This window comes from Mesorhizobium sp. LNHC252B00 (assembly GCF_000502955.1).
Taxonomy (GTDB): Bacteria; Pseudomonadota; Alphaproteobacteria; order Rhizobiales; family Rhizobiaceae; genus Mesorhizobium.
The window spans coordinates 62811-79666 of record NZ_AYWO01000001.1 but is presented as its reverse complement, the minus strand read 5'-3'; the positions used below and the strand labels follow the sequence as shown (position 1 = coordinate 79666).

15 protein-coding genes are annotated in these 16856 nt (G+C 63.1%); 6 read left to right on the top strand and 9 right to left on the bottom strand.

Annotated elements, in window-relative coordinates; all coding sequences use genetic code 11:
• Nucleotides 1–37: 37 nt before the first annotated feature.
• The 5 genes from X744_RS168685 (at nt 38) to X744_RS168705 (ending at nt 5346) form a co-directional block, all read left to right on the top strand.
• A complete protein-coding gene (locus X744_RS168685; protein ID WP_023756737.1) occupies nt 38–1597 on the top strand; it encodes an FGGY-family carbohydrate kinase in 1560 nt (519 codons plus the stop codon).
• Nucleotides 1594–3111, top strand: a complete 1518-nt coding sequence (locus X744_RS168690) for a glycerol-3-phosphate dehydrogenase (protein ID WP_023756736.1) — start codon at nt 1594–1596, stop codon at nt 3109–3111. Before X744_RS168685 ends, X744_RS168690 begins: the two co-directional genes overlap by 4 nt.
• Nucleotides 3111–4049: a TIM barrel protein gene (locus X744_RS168695; RefSeq protein WP_023756735.1), complete on the top strand. Its 939-nt coding sequence runs from the start codon at nt 3111–3113 to the stop codon at nt 4047–4049. Before X744_RS168690 ends, X744_RS168695 begins: the two co-directional genes overlap by 1 nt.
• 62 nt (nt 4050–4111) lie before the next feature.
• Entirely contained in the window at nt 4112–4882 is a 771-nt protein-coding gene (locus X744_RS168700) for a triose-phosphate isomerase (RefSeq protein WP_031259445.1), read from the top strand.
• Between the two features lie 26 nt (nt 4883–4908).
• The gene (locus X744_RS168705) at nt 4909–5346 is read left to right on the top strand and encodes an RpiB/LacA/LacB family sugar-phosphate isomerase (RefSeq protein WP_023756733.1); all 438 of its coding nucleotides are present in this window, start codon (nt 4909–4911) and stop codon (nt 5344–5346) included.
• 18 nt (nt 5347–5364) lie between these two features.
• On the opposite strand, the gene dhaL is transcribed toward X744_RS168705, so the two are convergent.
• From dhaL to oiaX, 4 genes are all read right to left on the bottom strand, one after another.
• Nucleotides 5365–6003, bottom strand: a complete 639-nt coding sequence (gene dhaL, locus X744_RS168710; RefSeq protein ID WP_023756732.1) for a dihydroxyacetone kinase subunit DhaL — start codon at nt 6001–6003, stop codon at nt 5365–5367.
• A gap of 25 nt (nt 6004–6028) precedes the next feature.
• Nucleotides 6029–7042, bottom strand: a complete 1014-nt coding sequence (locus X744_RS168715; RefSeq protein WP_198032165.1) for a dihydroxyacetone kinase subunit DhaK — start codon at nt 7040–7042, stop codon at nt 6029–6031.
• Between the two features lie 118 nt (nt 7043–7160).
• Nucleotides 7161–8501, bottom strand: coding sequence for a four-carbon acid sugar kinase family protein (locus X744_RS168720; protein WP_023756730.1), 1341 nt, complete (start codon nt 8499–8501; stop codon nt 7161–7163).
• Nucleotides 8502–8505: 4 nt separating this feature from the next.
• On the bottom strand, nt 8506–9756 hold the full coding sequence (gene oiaX / locus X744_RS168725) for a 3-oxo-isoapionate-4-phosphate decarboxylase OiaX (RefSeq protein WP_023756729.1): 1251 nt from the start codon (nt 9754–9756) through the stop codon (nt 8506–8508).
• A gap of 179 nt (nt 9757–9935) precedes the next feature.
• Here oiaX and X744_RS168730 point away from each other — a divergent pair, with 179 nt between their 5' ends.
• On the top strand, nt 9936–10649 hold the full coding sequence (locus X744_RS168730; RefSeq protein WP_023756728.1) for a transcriptional regulator NanR: 714 nt from the start codon (nt 9936–9938) through the stop codon (nt 10647–10649).
• 2 nt (nt 10650–10651) lie between these two features.
• Here the strand turns inward: X744_RS168730 and X744_RS168735 are convergent, their stop codons facing one another.
• From X744_RS168735 to X744_RS168755, 5 genes are read right to left on the bottom strand one after another with little or no spacing between them, the layout of a single operon-like run.
• Complete coding sequence (locus X744_RS168735; RefSeq protein ID WP_023756727.1) at nt 10652–12490, bottom strand: hypothetical protein; 1839 nt, start codon at nt 12488–12490, stop codon at nt 10652–10654.
• Nucleotides 12487–13521 carry a Gfo/Idh/MocA family oxidoreductase gene (locus X744_RS168740; RefSeq protein WP_023756726.1) on the bottom strand — a complete coding sequence of 345 codons (1035 nt, stop codon included), beginning with the start codon at nt 13519–13521 and terminating at the stop codon, nt 12487–12489. The genes X744_RS168735 and X744_RS168740 overlap by 4 nt, the downstream gene beginning before the upstream one ends.
• A gap of 2 nt (nt 13522–13523) precedes the next feature.
• Entirely contained in the window at nt 13524–14588 is a 1065-nt protein-coding gene (locus X744_RS168745; protein WP_023756725.1) for an ABC transporter permease, read from the bottom strand.
• Nucleotides 14581–16137, bottom strand: coding sequence for a sugar ABC transporter ATP-binding protein (locus tag X744_RS168750; RefSeq protein ID WP_023756724.1), 1557 nt, complete (start codon nt 16135–16137; stop codon nt 14581–14583). The genes X744_RS168745 and X744_RS168750 overlap by 8 nt, the downstream gene beginning before the upstream one ends.
• Entirely contained in the window at nt 16134–16772 is a 639-nt protein-coding gene (locus tag X744_RS168755) for a DUF2291 family protein (RefSeq protein WP_023756723.1), read from the bottom strand. Before X744_RS168755 ends, X744_RS168750 begins: the two co-directional genes overlap by 4 nt.
• Nucleotides 16773–16856: the final 84 nt, after the last annotated feature.

The following is a 16856-nucleotide window of genomic DNA, read 5'->3' as shown; positions in this document are numbered from 1 at the left end:
TCGTGAACTGCCTTCTTAACCAACCGGAATTTGCGGCATGAAAGACCTGCTGATCGGCATCGACGCGGGAACGTCGGTGATCAAATCGGTCGCTTTCGATCTGTCCGGGCGGCAGCTCGCCATGACGTCGGTACCCAACAGCTTCGTCACACTGGAAGGCGGCGGTGCCGAGCAGGACCTTGAGCAGACCTGGCGCGACATGGCGCAGACCGTTCGCGATCTCGCGGCCAAGATCCCCGACCTCGCGCAACGAGCCGCGGCGGTTGCGATCACCGGGCAGGGCGACGGAACCTGGCTGATCGATGGCGACGGCTTGCCTGTCTCGCGCGCATGGCTGTGGCTCGACGCGCGCGCCGGACATCTGGTGGACGAGATGCGTGCCGATCCCCGGGATCGCAGGCGGTTCGAGCTGACCGGCACGGGGCTGAATTCCTGCCAGCAGGGCGCCCAGTTAGCCTTCATGAAAAAGAACAATCCGGAGATGCTGGAGCGGGCGGCGACCGCACTGCATTGCAAGGATTGGCTCCACTTCAAGATGACAGGCGAACGCGCCACCGATCCTTCGGAAGGAACATTCACCTTTGGCGATTTTCGGTCGCGCAGCTATTCCGACGAGGTCCTCGACATCCTGGATCTGACGACGCATCGCCGCCTGTTGCCGCCCATGCTCGAAGGCACCACCGACCATCATGCGCTGTCGCGATCGGCGGCAGCAGAGACCGGCCTGCTCGCAGGCACGCCGGTGGTGCTGGGTTACGTGGATATGGTCATGACGGCTCTCGGAGCCGGCCTCTATGATCCCTCAGGCAATGTCGGCTGCACGGTGATCGGCTCGACTGGCATCCACACGCGCTTCGCAGCCGCTCCCGGCGATGTCGTGCTGAACGATGATGGCTCCGGCTACACCATCGCCATGCCTATTCCAGGCGGCTTCGCGCAATTGCAGTCCAACATGGCGGCGACGCTCAACATCGACTGGCTGCTTGGCCTTGCGCGCGATGTGCTTGCAACGGGTGGTGGAAACCCTTCTCATGATGAGTTGCTAAAGGCACTCGATGTCTGGGTGGAAGCATCCGAGCCGGGATCGCTGATTTACCAGCCTTACATATCGTTGGCAGGTGAAAGAGGGCCATTCGTCGACCCCGATGCGCGCGCGGGATTCATCGGCCTTTCGGTCAAGCACGGCTTTGGCGATCTGGCGCGCGCCGTCCTCGAGGGGTTGGCTTTCGCGGCTCGCGATTGCTACCAGGCGATGGGTCCCGTGCCGGGCGAGATTCGCCTGTCGGGCGGCGCCGCGCGCAGCCCGTCCCTACGTCGCATCATCGCAGCGGCGACACGGGCGCAAGTCCGAACGAGCAGCCGCCAGGAAGCCGGCGCTGCAGGTGCCGCGATGATGGCCGCGGTCGGGCTGGGCGTCTATGACTCGATGGAAGATTGCGCCGCCGAGTGGGTGACGCCGCTTCTCGGCGACTGCGATGCCTATGACGAGGCGCTTTCGCAAACCTACGATGCGCTCTTCCCTTCCTTTGTTGCGGCGCATCGGGCGCTTCGGCCGGTGTGGAAGGGCATGGCGCACCGCACAGGAGCAAGATCTTGAGCAATACAACAGATGTCGTCGATCTCTTCGTGATCGGCGGCGGCGTCAATGGGGCCGGCATAGCGCGTGACGCGGCAGGGCGCGGGCTGTCCGTTATCCTGTGCGAAAAGGACGATCTCGCCCAAGGCACCAGCTCGCGCTCCGGCAAGCTGGTGCATGGCGGTCTGCGCTATCTGGAATATTATGAATTCCGGCTGGTTCGCGAAGCGCTGATCGAACGCGAGGTTCTACTCGAGGCGGCGCCGCACATCATCTGGCCGATGCGCTTCGTTCTTCCGCACAGCCCGCAAGACAGGCCGGCATGGCTGGTCCGGCTCGGACTGTTTCTCTACGACCACCTTGGCGGCCGCAAGCGGCTGCCGGGAACCAGGACACTTGATCTGAGAACGTCGCCGGAAGGCGCGCCGATCAAGAACGAATTCAAGCGCGGCTTCGAATATTCCGACTGCTGGGTCGACGATGCGCGGCTGGTGTTGCTCAACGCTCTGGACGCCAGGCAGCGCGGCGCGACGGTTTTGACTCGTACTGCATGCATTGCGGCACGACGCGAAAATGGCCTGTGGTCGATTGATATGCAGGATGGCCGCACGGGTGCGATCACGAAAGTCCGGGCGCGCGCACTGATCAATGCGGCAGGGCCATGGGTCAACGACATTGTCAGCCGCGTCGCTGGGCAGAATTCCACCCGCAATGTTCGCCTTGTGAAGGGCAGCCACATCGTCGTGCCCAAATTCTGGGAGGGACGGCAGGCCTATCTGATCCAGAACAACGACAAGCGGGTGATCTTCGTCAACCCCTACGAGAACGATCTGGCGCTGATCGGCACCACCGACATTCCCTACGAAGGCAGGCCCGAGGAAGTGGCAGCCGAGGCAAGCGAAGTCGATTACCTGATCAAGGTGGTCAATCGCTATTTCAAGCGGCAGCTGACGCCTCAGGACGTGGTCTACAGCTTCTCCGGCGTGCGTCCGCTCTATGACGACAATGCCGATAATCCAAGCGCGGTGACGCGCGACTATATTTTCGAACTCGACGCTTCCAACGGCAACGCGCCGCTGCTTTCGGTGTTCGGCGGCAAGATCACCACCTTCCGCAAGCTGTCCGAACATGCGCTGGAAAAGATCCAGCCGTTCTTTCCGACCATGAAGAAAGCCTGGACGGCCAAAATTCCCTTGCCGGGGGGCGACATTCCCAATGCTGACTTCGAGCAGTTCCTGAGTGATCTGCATTCCGAGTTTTCATGGCTCAGTCCGTCGCTGGTGAAGCACTACGCTCGAACCTATGGCACCCGCGCCAGGCAATTGCTGGCCGGCGTGCATAACGAAGCGGATCTCGGCCACCGCTTCGGACCCGATTTTTATGAACGGGAGGCGAAGTTCCTTGTCGAGACCGAATGGGCCGGCACATCAGTCGATATACTGGAGCGCCGCACCAAACATGGCCTGCATATCAATGCGGCTGAGCGCAAGACATTTGAAGACTGGTTCTCCAACATCATGGCGACGACGGACTGATGGCCTTCACGCTTTCCCTCAACACCAATCCCCTGGTCAACCGCTTCGCCGATCCAGATGATCTGATCGACGCGATCGCCTACGGCATTGGCATCCGGGACGTGCAACTGACGCACGAATTCGTCAATCCGGGCTGGCCGGCGGCGACGATTGCCAAATTCCTTCGCCTGTTCAACAGCGCATTGGCGAGGACCGGCGTGCGGATCACCTCGGGCATGACCGGACCCTATGGCAGGCTCAACCATTTCGGCCACCCGGATGCGGATGTCCGGCGCCACTATATCGACTGGTTCAAGACCTTTGCCGACATTTCCGCCGAACTCGGCGCGTCGGGCATGGGCACGCAGTTCGCCATCTTCACCTACAAGGACTTTAACGATCCGCAACGGCGGGCAGTGCTGCTCGACATCGCGCTCGAATGCTGGCGCGAGGTGGCCGAACACGCCAAGGCGGCGGGCCTGACCTATCTGTTCTGGGAGCCGATGTCGGTCGGCCGCGAGTTCGGCCACACGATCGAAAGCTGCGTCACGCTGCAGAGCGCCATCGATGCGGCGAAGCTGCCCATTCCGATGAAGATGATGGTCGATATCGACCATGGCGATGTGACCTCGCCCAACCCTGCCGACACCGATCCCTATGCCTGGGCGAAAGCGTTTCCATTGCAATCGCCGATCATCCACATCAAGCAGTCTTCCATGAACAAGGGCGGCCACTGGCCGTTCACGGCCGCCTACAACAAGGATGGCCGCATAGTGCCGCAAAAGCTGCTGGATGCCGTTCGGCAGGGCGGTGGCACCGACAATGAAATTTGCCTTGAACTTTCCTTCAGGGAGAGGGAACCGGTCGACCGTCAGGTTATCGAGATGATCCGCGAGTCGGTGGATTTCTGGGCGCCTTACATCGACAGTGGCCGCGACAGCCTCAAGCCTCGAGTCTGAGTGAAATACCGGCTCGACGCCGGCACTGGTGGCTAGGAAAACACGCGTTGAAGGAGAAAAGAATGACCCCATATTGGGTCGGCACGAGCTGGAAGATGAACAAGACGCTGTCGGAGGCGTTGCAGTTCGCCGATGCGCTGACGGCTTTCGTGCCCGGTTTCGATCAGGCGATACAGCCTTTCGTCATCCCGCCGTTTACCGCCGCGCGCCAGGTCAAGGCCGCGCTGGCCAAGACACGCGTGAAGGTCGGTGCCCAGAACATGCATTGGGCCGACGCCGGCGCCTGGACTGGAGAGGTTTCGCCGGTGATGTTGAAGGATTGTGGGCTCGACCTGATCGAACTGGGCCACAGCGAGCGCCGAGAGCATTTCGGTGAAACGGATGCGACAGTGGGACTGAAAACCGCGGCTGCGGTCCGGCACGGTTTCGTGCCGCTGATCTGCGTCGGCGAGACGCTGGCCGAGCGAGAATCCGGCCGCGCCGATGAGGTTTTGACCGCGCAGGTTCTTGGTGCGCTGCAAGGCCTTGAGGGCGATGCACCGTCAGCAGAAATCCTCTTTGCCTACGAGCCGGTCTGGGCGATCGGCGAAAAGGGCATTCCCGCCAGCGCCGACTATGCCGACAGGCAGCAGGCGCTGATCAAGAAAATTGCCGCCGACCGGTTGCCGATTGCCCCGCCTGTGCTTTACGGCGGCAGCGTCAATCCCGGCAACGCGGCCGAACTGATCGGCCAGCCGCATATCGACGGCCTGTTCATCGGCCGCTCCGCGTGGCAAGCGGAAGGCTATATCGACATTCTGAAAAAGGCGTCGGCCGCCATAGCTGACCGCTAAAGACCAAAGCAAAGGAGTTCATCACCATGAAGATCGCACTCGGAGCCGATAGCGCCGGCAAGCCGCTGCTCGATGTCATCGCCAAGCACCTCGCCGGCAAGCCGGAACTGCAGGTCGTTGATCTCAGCCAGGCTGGGTTCTACGCCGATATCGCCGCCGCGGTCGGCCACGAAGTTCTCGACGGCAAGTACGACCGGGCCATCCTGTTTTGCGGCACGGGCATCGGCGTCAGCATATCCGCCAACAAGGTGCCGGGCATTCGTGCCGCATTGACCCACGACACCTATTCCGCCGAGCGCGCCGCCAAGTCCAACAACGCCCAGATCATCACCATGGGCGCCCGCGTCATCGGTCCGGAACTGGCGAAATCGATCGCCGACGCATGGCTGGCCTCGGAATTCGATCCGAACGGCCCCTCCGCCGCAAACGTACAGGCCGTCGACAAGCTCGACGCCAAGCGCTGACGTGAGGGACCTGCTGAGTTAACTGGTCAAGGCGACCCGCATCGCCTCGATCACAGTCACGGCGGACGCGGCGCCTGGGTCCATATGCCCAAGCGAGCGCTCGCCGAGGCGGGAGGCCCGGCCCTTGGTGGCGATCATCGCCTTGGTCGCTTCCGCGCCTGCCTTTGCCGCCTGCGCGGCAGCCTCGAGACTGGCCGCCAGACCCTTGCCGGAAGCCAGCGCTTCGCCCGCCGCTTGCGCTGCTGGCGCCCATGCGTCGATCATCGTCTTTTCGCCAGGTTCAGCCTTGCCGCGATCCTGAATGCCCTTGGCCATGGCCTGGAACAGCGCGACCGTTTCCGCGTCGTCAAGCGTCGTCTTGCCCTTCACGGCTGCCGCGCCACGCATCAACGCAGTCGCATAGAGCGGACCCGAGGAGGCGCCGACCGCGTTCAGGAACGACTTTGCCGCCGTATTGAGCAAGGCAGTCGGGTCAGCGGCCGCCGTGTCGAGCGCGGCTACCGCATCGCGTGCCGCGGAAAACCCAAGCTCCATCGCGATGCCGTGGTCGGCGTCGCCGATAACCCCGTCAAGCGCGCACAGCCTGTCCCTGTCGGCTGACATGGCGTTTGCGATCGCCGCGAACATCGCAACAAGGCGGGCAGTGTCGATTGTCATGTCTTTGTCCTTGCCGCAGAGAAGGTTAGCCGGCGCGAAACATGGCGCAGTCACACGGGTGGTCCAGCATCGTCTGCAACTCGCCGTCAAGCCGATGCAGAGTGATCGAGGCCCCCGCCATTTCGAGCGAGGTGCAGTAGTTGCCGACCCAGCTTGCGTGGATGGACACACCGATCTCGTCGAGCCTCTGCTTCACGCGCCGGTTCATGATGTAGAGTTCCATCAGCGGCGTCGAGCCGAGCGAGTTGACGAGCACCGCGACCTTGTCGCCGCGCGCCGGCGCCATCTCGCCGAGGATCCTGTCCAGCATCTCGTCGGTGATCTCGTCGGCTGTTTTCAATTTTTCGCGCGCGATGCCGGGTTCGCCGTGAATGCCCATGCCGATCTCCATCTCGTCCGGCTCGATCTCGAAATTCGGCCGGCGGGTCTGCGGCAGCGAACAGGGCGACAGCGCCACGCCCATGGTGAAAGTGTGGTCGTTGGCCTTGCCGGCGATGCGCTCGCATTCGTCGAAGGACAGCATCCGGTCGCAGGCGGCGCCGGCCGCCTTGAAGATGAAGAAATTCCCGGCGACGCCGCGCCTCTTGTGCCGCTGGTCACGCGGTGCCGAAGCAACGTCGTCGGTGCTCAGCACGGTACGCACCTCGATGTCGTCCATGGCCGCCATCTCGGCGGCCATGTCGAAATTCATCACGTCGCCGGCATAGTTGCCGTACATGAACAGCACGCCGGCGCCGCTGCTGACTGCCTTGGCACATTCGAGGATCGGGTCCGGCGGCGGCGAGGCAAAGACATTGCCGATGGCCGCCGCGTCGGCCAATCCTTTGCCGACGAAGCCGAGGAAGCTCGGCTCATGGCCCGAGCCGCCGCCAATCACGAGACCCACCTTGCCTTGGCGCGGTCCGTCGCGGGCGATGATCGAGCGTGGACTGCCATCCACGCTTTTGAGATGGCGAGGATGTGCGGCGAGAATGCCTTCCAGCATCTCGTCGACGGCGCGATTGCCGTCATTGATGATCTTCTTGGTCTGCACCGGCATCCTCCCGATTTCGGCATTTTCGCAGATAATACCGGGTGTTATCGGGATTTCTACCCGGCAAGGAGTATTTCACGCCTAGAGGTGTTCCCGCCGGCCAGCACCTGGACGCAGTATTGGCTCAATCGCCGAGGCCATCGCGGATGGCTGAGAAATAGCGATCGGTTCCGACCTGGCCACCCTTGAGCGCAACCTCCAGTCCGTCGATCGCCTTGACGCGCGAATGGGCAACGCAGAGCGGCGAACCCGGTGAAGCGGGCAGCGGCATTCGGATTGTCAGGGCATCGACACCCATCTCGCCAAGTGCATGGCTCGACGTGTCGCCGCCGGCAATGACCACGCGCCGCAGGCTCTGTTCGATGGTAAGGCTGCGAAGAATTTCTCCAAGACTGCGACCAAGCTTGTGGCGCGCGCCTTCCTGCCGGTCGATTTCTGCGCCCCTTTCGGCGGCGGGACCAAGCGCGGTATAGAGGATGATGCTGCGCCCGGCTTGCAGACTGGCTCTGCCGCTTGCCGTAGCGCGCGCGATCGCCAGCTGTGACGCCTCGGAAACCAGTTCGACCGGATCGACCTCGATGCCGTCGAAACCGTCGGTCAGGGAATGCCNATGCCGGATCTGTCGTTCGGTGGTCGGGGAGCAACTGCCCGACACGACGGCTATCCGCTCGGCTGCCCCCGGCGGCGTGAAACCCTGCCCAGCGCTGGCGATGCCATTCGACACCCATTCGGCCAGCAACGCATACTCGACCCCGGACGAGCCGACGACAAAAGAACCGCCGGGCTTGCGAACGCGCCAGATCTCTTTGCCAGCCAGGGCCTGGGTCTCCCGGCTGTCGACATCGACAAGCACGATGGCGGTGCCGTTTGCGGTCAGGCGATCGAATGCCGCCGACCGCGACGCAGACTGTAGCGTCGCAAGGTCGATCAGCCCGGAACTCAGCTCCGTCTGCCGCGACAGATGGATCAGCAGATCGGACTCATCCATCGGCGTCGTCGGGTGACGGCTCATCACGGGATGGCGATCGATGCGGAAATATTGATCGCGATAGGCGGCGAACAGATGGCCGAAGGCGGTGTAGCGCCGGAGCTGCGGCGCGCCGACTACCAGCGGCACACTGGCCTGCGCGAACACCGAGCGGCCGATCTCGATGGCCCGGCCGATGCTGCCGATCGTCGGGCTGGAATCAAAAGTCGAGCAGACCTTGTAGTGGCAGATCGCGGCATTGAGCGTCTTTAGCCAGGCGAAAGCCTCGCGCAGATGCGTGTCCATCCATCGCGGCGTCTCGCTGCGACTGGTGCCGGCCAGTCCGATCGCCCGGCAATGGGCGAAGCGCGACAGCAAGGTCTCGTCCGGCTGGCGCATGAACAGCACGGTCGGCACGCCGCCGAGCTCGAGCGCCTCCATGACATCGGTCGAGCCGGTCAGGTCGTCGCCATAATAGCTGAGAAGCAGGTCCTGCATGGCTTCAGGCCGCCTTGCCGTCGCCGAATTTTTCGATCGACCGCGCCAGTTCGGGATGGCTCAAGGCGAAGTCCGCCAGCGGAATGCCGTCGACCGCCGCCTGCCAGGCTTGCTGCACGGCCCGCACGCCGGCGCCCGGCCCGTCCGGATGGCTGACAATACCGCCGCCGCAGAGATAGAGAAGATCGACCGTCCGTCCCGTCCGCGCATACGTCTCGGGCGCCTGACCGCCCCACTGGCCGGAGCCCGCCACCGGCAAGGCGCAGTCCTCGGGTGAAAAGATCGGTGTTGTCACGGCCTTGAACGACTCGACGAAAGAGTCATCCGGTTCCCAGTATTTCGAGGCGATGCCGTTGATCTGGAACTGGTCGACGCCGAGCAGCCGCCAGAACTGCTGCCAGACCTTGAAATCCATGCCGAGGCCAGGGTGACGGGTGAGGATGTCCCAGCCATTGCGATGGGCGTGTAGCACCAGGCTGGAGCGTTTTCTCAGGAAGGCCATGCCACCGAAGCCGATCGAATTGATGTTGACAACAGCGCAATTGCCGCCGGCCTTCACAACCAGATCATGATTGCGCATCATCTCGTCCGGGTCGGCATGCGAGATGCCGAAGGCATACATCACTTTCTTGCCGGTCTTCTGCTCGTGATCGAGGATGAGCGGCATGATCGCCTTCACCCGTTCCGACAGCGGCGAATAGGCCGGGCTCATCAGCTTCTCATCGTCCTTGATGAAGTCGACGCCGGCGGCGATCAATTCCGCCACCATCGCCGCTGTCTCGTGCGGCCGCAGCCCGAGCGCCGGCTTGACGATCGTGCCGATGATTGGCCGGTCTGCGACGCCGGTAAGTCGGCGGCTGCCGGCAACACCGAACTGTGGGCCAGGATGCGCGCCACGAAAATCCTCCGGCAGCTTCATGTCGACGACGCGAATTCCGGTGAGGTCCCTGATCGAATAGGTGCCGCCGATGGCAATCGTCATCAGCGCCGAGAGGTCGGCGCCGATGGCATCGAACGGAAAGGCGATATCGACATCGGCGCGCCTGAACGGCCCCTCGCCGGCGTCGGGAAGGGACGGCCGTTCGGCATCGGGCAGAGGCCGGATCGCCAGCACGCGCGCCGCCACCCGGGCCTTCAACTCCTCGGTCTCGCCAGGCAGCGCCACGAAGGTGCCGGTCGACTGGTCGCTGGCGATCTTGGCGGCCAGCGCTTCGATGCTGCCGGGCGTTTCGATGCGATAGGTGAGGGTGATCATGGTCTGTTGTCTGAGGCCGAGCATTCGAAAAAGGTTCACCAGTGTGCGAAATCTGGTATAATGAGTACATAAGTATTGCAAGACATATCCGGAAGCCTTGGCGGATCAACAGACGGCAATTTCCGGGAATTGTGGCGGCAGTGTTAAATATGGCCGGCTCAAGGGAGTGATTCGCGACGATGAACCGTTCGGAACCGATTGTCCGGCGCAAGCTTTCCGATGAGGTCTTCTTGCGGCTGAAGCGCCTGATCACCAGCGGCGAACTGATGCCGGGCGACGACATGCCATCGGAGCGAGAGCTGATGGAGCGCTTCGAGGTTGGCAGGCCGGCGATCCGCGAGGCCATGCAGGCGTTGAGCAATATGGGCCTGGTCGCGATCTCGCATGGCGAGCGCGCCAAGGTGCTTCAGTTGACAGCCAAGTCGATCATCAAGCAGGTCGATGGCGCCGCCAAGATCATCCTGTCGTCATCGAAGGACACGCTTGAGCATCTGAAGAGCGCGCGCATCTTCTTCGAGCGCGGCATGGTCAGGGAAGCCGCCGAAAAGGCCACCGCTGAGGACGTGCAGCGGCTGCGGGCCATCATTACCGAACAGCGCGGCTTTCGCGGTGATTCCGAAGCCTTCATTTCCGCCGACATGAAGTTCCATACCCAGATCGCCGCGATTTCCGGCAATCCGATCTATGTCGCCGTAAGCGAGGCGATGCTCGGGTGGTTGAAGGAATACCACACCGAAATGCTGATCTGGACCGGCAAGGAAAACTTCACGCTGACCGAGCACGAAGAGATCATCGGCCGCATCGAGAAGAAGGATGCCGACGGCGCCGAGAAGGCGATGATCAAGCACCTTGAGCGCTCGCGCGCGCTCTATGTGATGAACTCCGAAAAGTAACTTCAGCCGATCCGGACGATCGCGTAAGGGGTCATCACGAGGTGGCCTCGGCCAAAAGCTGAAATGTCGACCGGCACGTCGTCCGCCGTCAGGTTCGCCAGCCACACGATTGTCTTGCCTGAAGTGGAGCGTCCAGCCAGAGCCAGCACCCTGGTCTCATCGCTCGTCCTTGCCGCCACATGCGCAAGGCCAGCCATCTCGCAAAGGCCCTTGATAGCCCTGAAGATGGGCCGGGGTGATCCTTCCGCGACGGGTTCTCCGGATGATGCCAGCACGCCGAACGGCCCGGTGAAGCTGGAAAGCGTCAGCATCTCCAGCCCGGCCGGTGCGACACGCGCTGCATATCCGATCGTCCACGCAGCGGCGAAAAGGCCGGCATGCCGCGGGTCGCGATCAGCCATCGCGATGCGCTGTCCCTGCGGATTGGGCTTGGTCGCGCCGCCATAGGGGTTTTGGCGCATGGCAATCGTCGACGGACCGATCCGGTAGGGTTTTGTCCCGAAGATCGCTCGTGCCGATTGGGTGACGAAAGGCAGCGCCTCCAGCGATTGCATGATGCTGAGATCGTCGGCGGCATGCACGATCGGGCAGGTGCAATGGGTAATGAAATCGAGCTGGTCCGCCGGTACGCGCTTCCGGTTGAGCTCGGTGAAATAACTGAACATGCCGCCGCCGAGTCGGATATCGGGAAAGGCGCGCCGCGCCGCGGCATAGACCGTTTCGAGTGGCGGGCAGGGCGGCCACGCACTGCCCGGCGGCGTCGACTGCCGGTCGACCGAAGGCGACACCGCAATGGCCGAGAGGCTCAGCCCGGCCTGGCGCACCAGGTCGGCGACGCCTGACAGTTCGGTATCGAGGTCGCCAGTGCAGGTAACGACGCATTCGAGGGTCGTTTCAGCTGGGTAAGCAATTGCGAGCCGCGCGAAAGCGCGCAAGGCGTCGAGCCCGTGGCCGCGCGTCGGATCGTAGTGAAACAGCAACTGTTGGGGGCCGAGTGTCGTCAGCGCGGAGAGATTCGCCAGCGCCGTCTCGACATCCTCGGGATAGATGACCACGCCGATATCGGGCAGCCTCGGTCCGGCTTCGCCGAGTTCGACGCGGACCGGTTCGTTGGCCACGGCGGCAGCCGGCGCTGTGCCTTCACCGGTGATGCGCAGGCTGATCGTCTGGCGCAGGGGTTGGCCGGCAGGCAGTACATAGGGCCAAGGCAGCGCCAGCGGCCGCACATAGGTCTTGTAGGATGCGTCCGACCAGTTACGCTGGTCCTCCATTTCGAAAGTATCGCCATCCATCCGGCATTCGGCGGTGACACCAGGCCGAACCTGATGGGTGATGGCGCGCAAATCCTTGAAAGGCTGCCAGGGGTCGATCAGTTCGGGAAGCTTTGTCGCCACCACGTGGCCGTCCGTGTGCTCGACCGTGACCTGGCTGCCGGCCAGCCCGGCGATCGGGTGCAGGATGCAGAAGCCGCAGCGATTGGTCTCGAAATCGCTCTCGGGTAGGGCGCTCACATCGAACGTCAGGCGACCCTCGGCGGAACCTTCGATCGTGGCGCGGAAGCGGAGCCGGCTTCCGTCCGGCCCGGTGCAACTTGCCGAATAGCCGACCGAGAAACTGTTTGCGTCTTGGTCAATGGCAAGGTCCGTCAGCACTGGCTCATAGGTGCCCCAGTCGCGATCCCTGACGATGTAGGCGATGGCGCGCAGCAATTCGGTGCCGCCATGGCGGATGGTGCGCAGATTGCCGTTGACGAAGTCGGCGGTGAGCGCGCCTGCGCTCAGCCTGACCGGCTCGGCTTCTACCGCACGCGTGCCATAGAGCAGGAAGGCGTCGGTGGTCATTTCAGCAAGGCGTCGAGCTGCACCGGTTGGCGGCTCGCGGCACCGGCATAGGCGGCCTCGACCAGCGCAAACGTTTTGAGATTGTCGGCGCCCGAGGTCGCCGGTTCGATCCCCTTTGCCAGGCAGTCTACCCAGTGCTGCTGGATGGCAACGACGCTTTCCTGGATGTTGTGCCAGGGCCGCGACGCCCACGGTAGCAGCGGCGGCGAAACGTCGGTGACGGCCGTGCCGCTCTTGCCGGCGACGGTGAGCCGGTATCCCTGCGCCAGCCGGATCGTGCCGTCGCTGCCGTCGATCTCGACCAGCGTTTCGGGAAACGGCTCGGTGGCGAGCTTCGTCGCGTAGCTGCAATCGACCACAGATGTCGCGCCGCTCACGTGATCCATCAGCACGGTCGCGACGTCCTCACCAGCGATCGCTTGGTTGATGCGAGCCGTTCGTGTCGTGATCGTCGAGACGTCGCCGAGCAGAAAACGGGCGATATCGAGGATATGGATGCCGAGGTCCTCGATGATGAAGCGCTTTCCCGTCGCCAGATAAGGCTGGCCGGAAAACACGTCATAGGCGGAGCGGAAGGAAATGCGCCCGAAGAAAGGCGTGCCGATCTCGCCGCTGTCGAGCACGGCGCGTACCGCCTGGATCGGCGACTGCCAGCGAAAATTCTCATGCACCATCAGCGGCACGCCTGCGTCGGTGCAAGCCCTCACCATCGCCTTGGCGTCGGCGAGCGTCGGCGCGAACGGCTTTTGGCAGATCGCCGGAACGCGGTGGGCGGCCGCCATCTCGACAAGGGGACGATGGCTGGGCGCGGTGGTGGCGATATCGACGAAGTCGAACGTCTCGCCTTCGAACAGAGAGGTCGCGTCGGTATAGCGTTTCGCAATGCCGAACTGGTCGCCGACGATCCTGAGCCGTTCCGGATCGCGGTCGCAGATGGCGACGATCGAGGCGCCCGCTATGTCGCGCCAGGCATGCATCTGGTTGACGGCAAAGAAGCCGCAGCCGATCAGCGCTCCCCGCAGCTTCGCCATGATCAGCCCGCCTTTGCCATTTGCATCAGCGTTACGCGGCTCTGCAGACGCCGCTGCGCCTGGTCGACGACGACGGCGACGATGATGACGAGGCCCTTGATCACCATTTGCCAGAACGAACTCACACCCATCATCACCAATCCGTCCGAAAGAATGCCGATGACGAACGCGCCGACGATGGTGCCGCCGATCGTGCCGCGGCCGCCCGACATCGAGGTGCCGCCGAGCACCGCCGCCGCAATGGCGTTGAGCTCGAAACTTTCGCCTGTCGCGGGATGCGAGGCCATCAGCTCGGACGAGATGATCAGGCCGACGATCGCCGCGCAGAAACCTGAGAACATATAGACGAACATCTTCACCATGTTGACACGGACGCCCGAAATCCGCGACGCGCGTTCATTGCCGCCGACGGCAAAGATGTGGCGCCCGAGCGGTGTGTACTTGGCGAGATAGGCGGCCCCCAGTGCAACGACGATCAGGATCCAGATCGCCACCGGCAGGCCAAGCAGCCGGCCGGCGCCGAGAAAACCGAAACCGGTGGTTCCAAGCTCCGGCTTGCCGACGAGATTCGGGAAGGTGCGGCCGTCCGACGACAGCAGTGCCAGGCCGCGCGCGACATAGAGGACGCCCAGCGTGGCGATGAACGGCGCGACATTCAGCTTGGTGATCAGCAACCCGTTGACGGCGCCAATCAATATGCCGACCGCAAGCGTGATCAGCGCGATCTCGAAAACGTTGAAATAGATGGTGTAGCCGATCTGCAGGTCGATGCCGTTGAGCACGAGATAGCCGGCCACCATGCCGCACAGACCGACGATCGAGCCGACCGAAAGGTCGATGCCGCCGGTGATGATGACGAAGGTCATGCCCATCGCCAGGAACGCGTTCAGCGCCACATGCTTCGACATCAGGATCAGATTGGCGGTCGACAGGAAATTCGGCGCCGCGATCGAGAAGAAGATCAGGACGGCGATCAGCGCGATGAAGGTCCTGAGCTTCATCAGCGTCAACAGCACGGAGCCGCTGGGCGCGGAGGGAGCTGCCGCCTTGGCTGGGATGTCAGTCATGGGCGATGCTCTCCTTGTGTGCGGCCGGTCCGTGGCCAAGCGCCGATGCGGCGACGAGTGCCGCCTCCGTCGCTTCAGTGCGATCGAACATGCCAGTCAGTTTTCCGTTGCTCATCACCGCAATGCGGTCGGACAATGCCATGACCTCGTCGAGATCGGAGGTCGCGAAAAGAATCCCCAAACCGTCGCGGGACAATTTGCGCATGGTGCGGAACACATCCGCCTTGGCGCCGACATCGATGCCTCGGCTGGGCTCGTCCATCAACAGCACCTTGGGTCCGGTGAGCAGCGCCTTGCCGATCACCACCTTCTGCTGGTTGCCGCCGGACAGCGACGAAACCTCTTGCACCGGGTCGGCGACCTTGATCGCCAGTTCCCGCACCATCTGTGTCACCGCCTGCCTTTCGTCGGCGCCACGGATATGGAACAGGCTGGCAAATCGCGACAGGCTGGCCAGCGTCAGGTTGCTGGCGACCGAGAGGATCGACACCAGCCCCTCGCGCTGGCGGTCCTCGGGGATCAGTGCCAGCCCGCGCCGGATGCGTCGCGTCGTGTCGCGCTCCCTGACCTGTTTGCCGCCAATGAAGATCTCGCCCGTCGAATGACTATGGCGGCCCATGATGCAGTCGAACAATTCGCTGCGCCCGGCGCCCATCAGGCCGTATATGCCGAGAATCTCGCCGGCACGCAGCGACAGCGAGACATGGTCGACGGCAAGGCCGCCGGTGGCGCGTGGCAGGCAAATGTCCTCGGCCCGGAAGATCTCTTCGCCGGGAACATGACCGTCGGCCTTGGCGAAGTCCTTGGCGTCGGAGCCGATCATCTGCCGCACGATCCATTGCGTGTCGACGTTCTTCATCTCCTCCTGGCCGGTGATGCGGCCGTCGCGCAGCACGGTGATGTAGTCGCCGATGCGGATCAGTTCTTCCAGCCGGTGAGAGATGTAGACGATGGCGACGCCACGCGCCTTGAGGTCGGCGATCACCTTGAACAGGATCTCGACCTCCGCCGCACTCAGCGCCGAGGTCGGCTCGTCCATGATCAGAATACGCGCGTCGAGCGAGACCGCCTTGGCGATCTCGACCAGCTGCTGCTGGCCGATGCGCAGATCCTCGACCAGCATAGCGGGCCGTATGCCGGCTTGCAGGCGTTCCAGAAATTCCGCCGCGCGGCGCTCCTGCTCCTTGCGGTCGATCTTGCCGAACCGGTTGGTGATTTCGCGGGTGGCGAAAATGTTCTCGGCGACGCTCATGTTGCCGAACAGGTTCAGTTCCTGGAACACCATGCCGATGCCGCGGTTCACCGCATCGCCGGACGACGAGAAGGACACCTCTTCGCCCTCCAGCAGTATGCGGCCTGCAGTCGGCCGTTCGACACCGGCGATGATCTTCATCAGCGTCGACTTGCCGGCGCCGTTTTCGCCGACCAATACGTTGACCGCGCCCTTGCGTACCTCGAAATTGGCGCGCTTGACCGCAACGGTTCCGGAATAGACCTTGGAGACGTCCTCCAGCTTCAGGATGATTTCGCGCTCTGCGGTCGCGCTCATGGCTTCGACCCGATCTCTGCCTCCGCCGGCGTCACCAGCGGCAGGTCCTGGCCGCTGCCCAGCGTATAGGCGCCGAGCACCTTGGCGCTGCGGCCCTCCAGCGCCTCGCGCGGCAACTTGGACAGCACCGTCTTGTCGGCGTAGCTGTTGAACGCCTTGCCGAACTGGGCGAAGTCGATCTGGTTGGTGAAATCGTTGAACTGGATGAAGTCTAGGCTGTCGCGCAGTGCGGTTCCCCGCACCGCTGGTCCGATCTGCACCCGCGCATCGGCCTTGCCGTCGCCGTCGACATCGATGTCGACCGTCGCCGCACGCGACTGCGTATTCGCCGCGACGATCTTGCCTTCCAGGCGAACTGCGAAAGTCCACGGCGCGTTCGCCTGCTTGTTCGGATTACCGTATTTGGCTCCGGCCGCTGCGGCATCGGTTGTCGCTAGAGTGTGAACTTCTGGAAACGGTCCGGCTTTCTGCTGGAGATAAGGCACGACCTTTGCCGCCCATATCTCTTCGACCGTCTTGTCCGGATTGAAGACGGGAGCATTGCCGCCGTCTGCCGATTTTGTCGGCAAGATCTTGCAAGCGGTCAGGCAGACCATCAAGGCAAGGATCGGCCAGTTCGGCTTGTTGTTCAGCATGATGGCCTGTTGTTCAGCATGGTGGTGGTCGGCCCACGGAAAATGGCGGCGAGGGGCGAACCGAAATTCGCCCCTCGCTGTTCA

What these genes read in the sequence shown, in the direction of transcription:
- X744_RS168685 (WP_023756737.1), top strand. Translation starts at nt 38, where the DNA reads ATGAAAGACCTGCTGATCGGCATCGACGCGGGAACGTCGGTGATCAAA.
- X744_RS168695 (WP_023756735.1), top strand. Translation starts at nt 3,111, where the DNA reads ATGGCCTTCACGCTTTCCCTCAACACCAATCCCCTGGTCAACCGCTTC.
- X744_RS168700 (WP_031259445.1), top strand. Translation starts at nt 4,112, where the DNA reads ATGACCCCATATTGGGTCGGCACGAGCTGGAAGATGAACAAGACGCTG.
- X744_RS168705 (WP_023756733.1), top strand. Translation starts at nt 4,909, where the DNA reads ATGAAGATCGCACTCGGAGCCGATAGCGCCGGCAAGCCGCTGCTCGAT.
- dhaL (WP_023756732.1), bottom strand. Translation starts at nt 6,003, where the DNA reads ATGACAATCGACACTGCCCGCCTTGTTGCGATGTTCGCGGCGATCGCA.
- X744_RS168715 (WP_198032165.1), bottom strand. Translation starts at nt 7,042, where the DNA reads ATGCCGGTGCAGACCAAGAAGATCATCAATGACGGCAATCGCGCCGTC.
- oiaX (WP_023756729.1), bottom strand. Translation starts at nt 9,756, where the DNA reads ATGATCACCCTCACCTATCGCATCGAAACGCCCGGCAGCATCGAAGCG.
- X744_RS168730 (WP_023756728.1), top strand. Translation starts at nt 9,936, where the DNA reads ATGAACCGTTCGGAACCGATTGTCCGGCGCAAGCTTTCCGATGAGGTC.
- X744_RS168735 (WP_023756727.1), bottom strand. Translation starts at nt 12,490, where the DNA reads ATGACCACCGACGCCTTCCTGCTCTATGGCACGCGTGCGGTAGAAGCC.
- X744_RS168740 (WP_023756726.1), bottom strand. Translation starts at nt 13,521, where the DNA reads ATGGCGAAGCTGCGGGGAGCGCTGATCGGCTGCGGCTTCTTTGCCGTC.
- X744_RS168745 (WP_023756725.1), bottom strand. Translation starts at nt 14,588, where the DNA reads ATGACTGACATCCCAGCCAAGGCGGCAGCTCCCTCCGCGCCCAGCGGC.
- X744_RS168750 (WP_023756724.1), bottom strand. Translation starts at nt 16,137, where the DNA reads ATGAGCGCGACCGCAGAGCGCGAAATCATCCTGAAGCTGGAGGACGTC.
- X744_RS168755 (WP_023756723.1), bottom strand. Translation starts at nt 16,772, where the DNA reads ATGCTGAACAACAAGCCGAACTGGCCGATCCTTGCCTTGATGGTCTGC.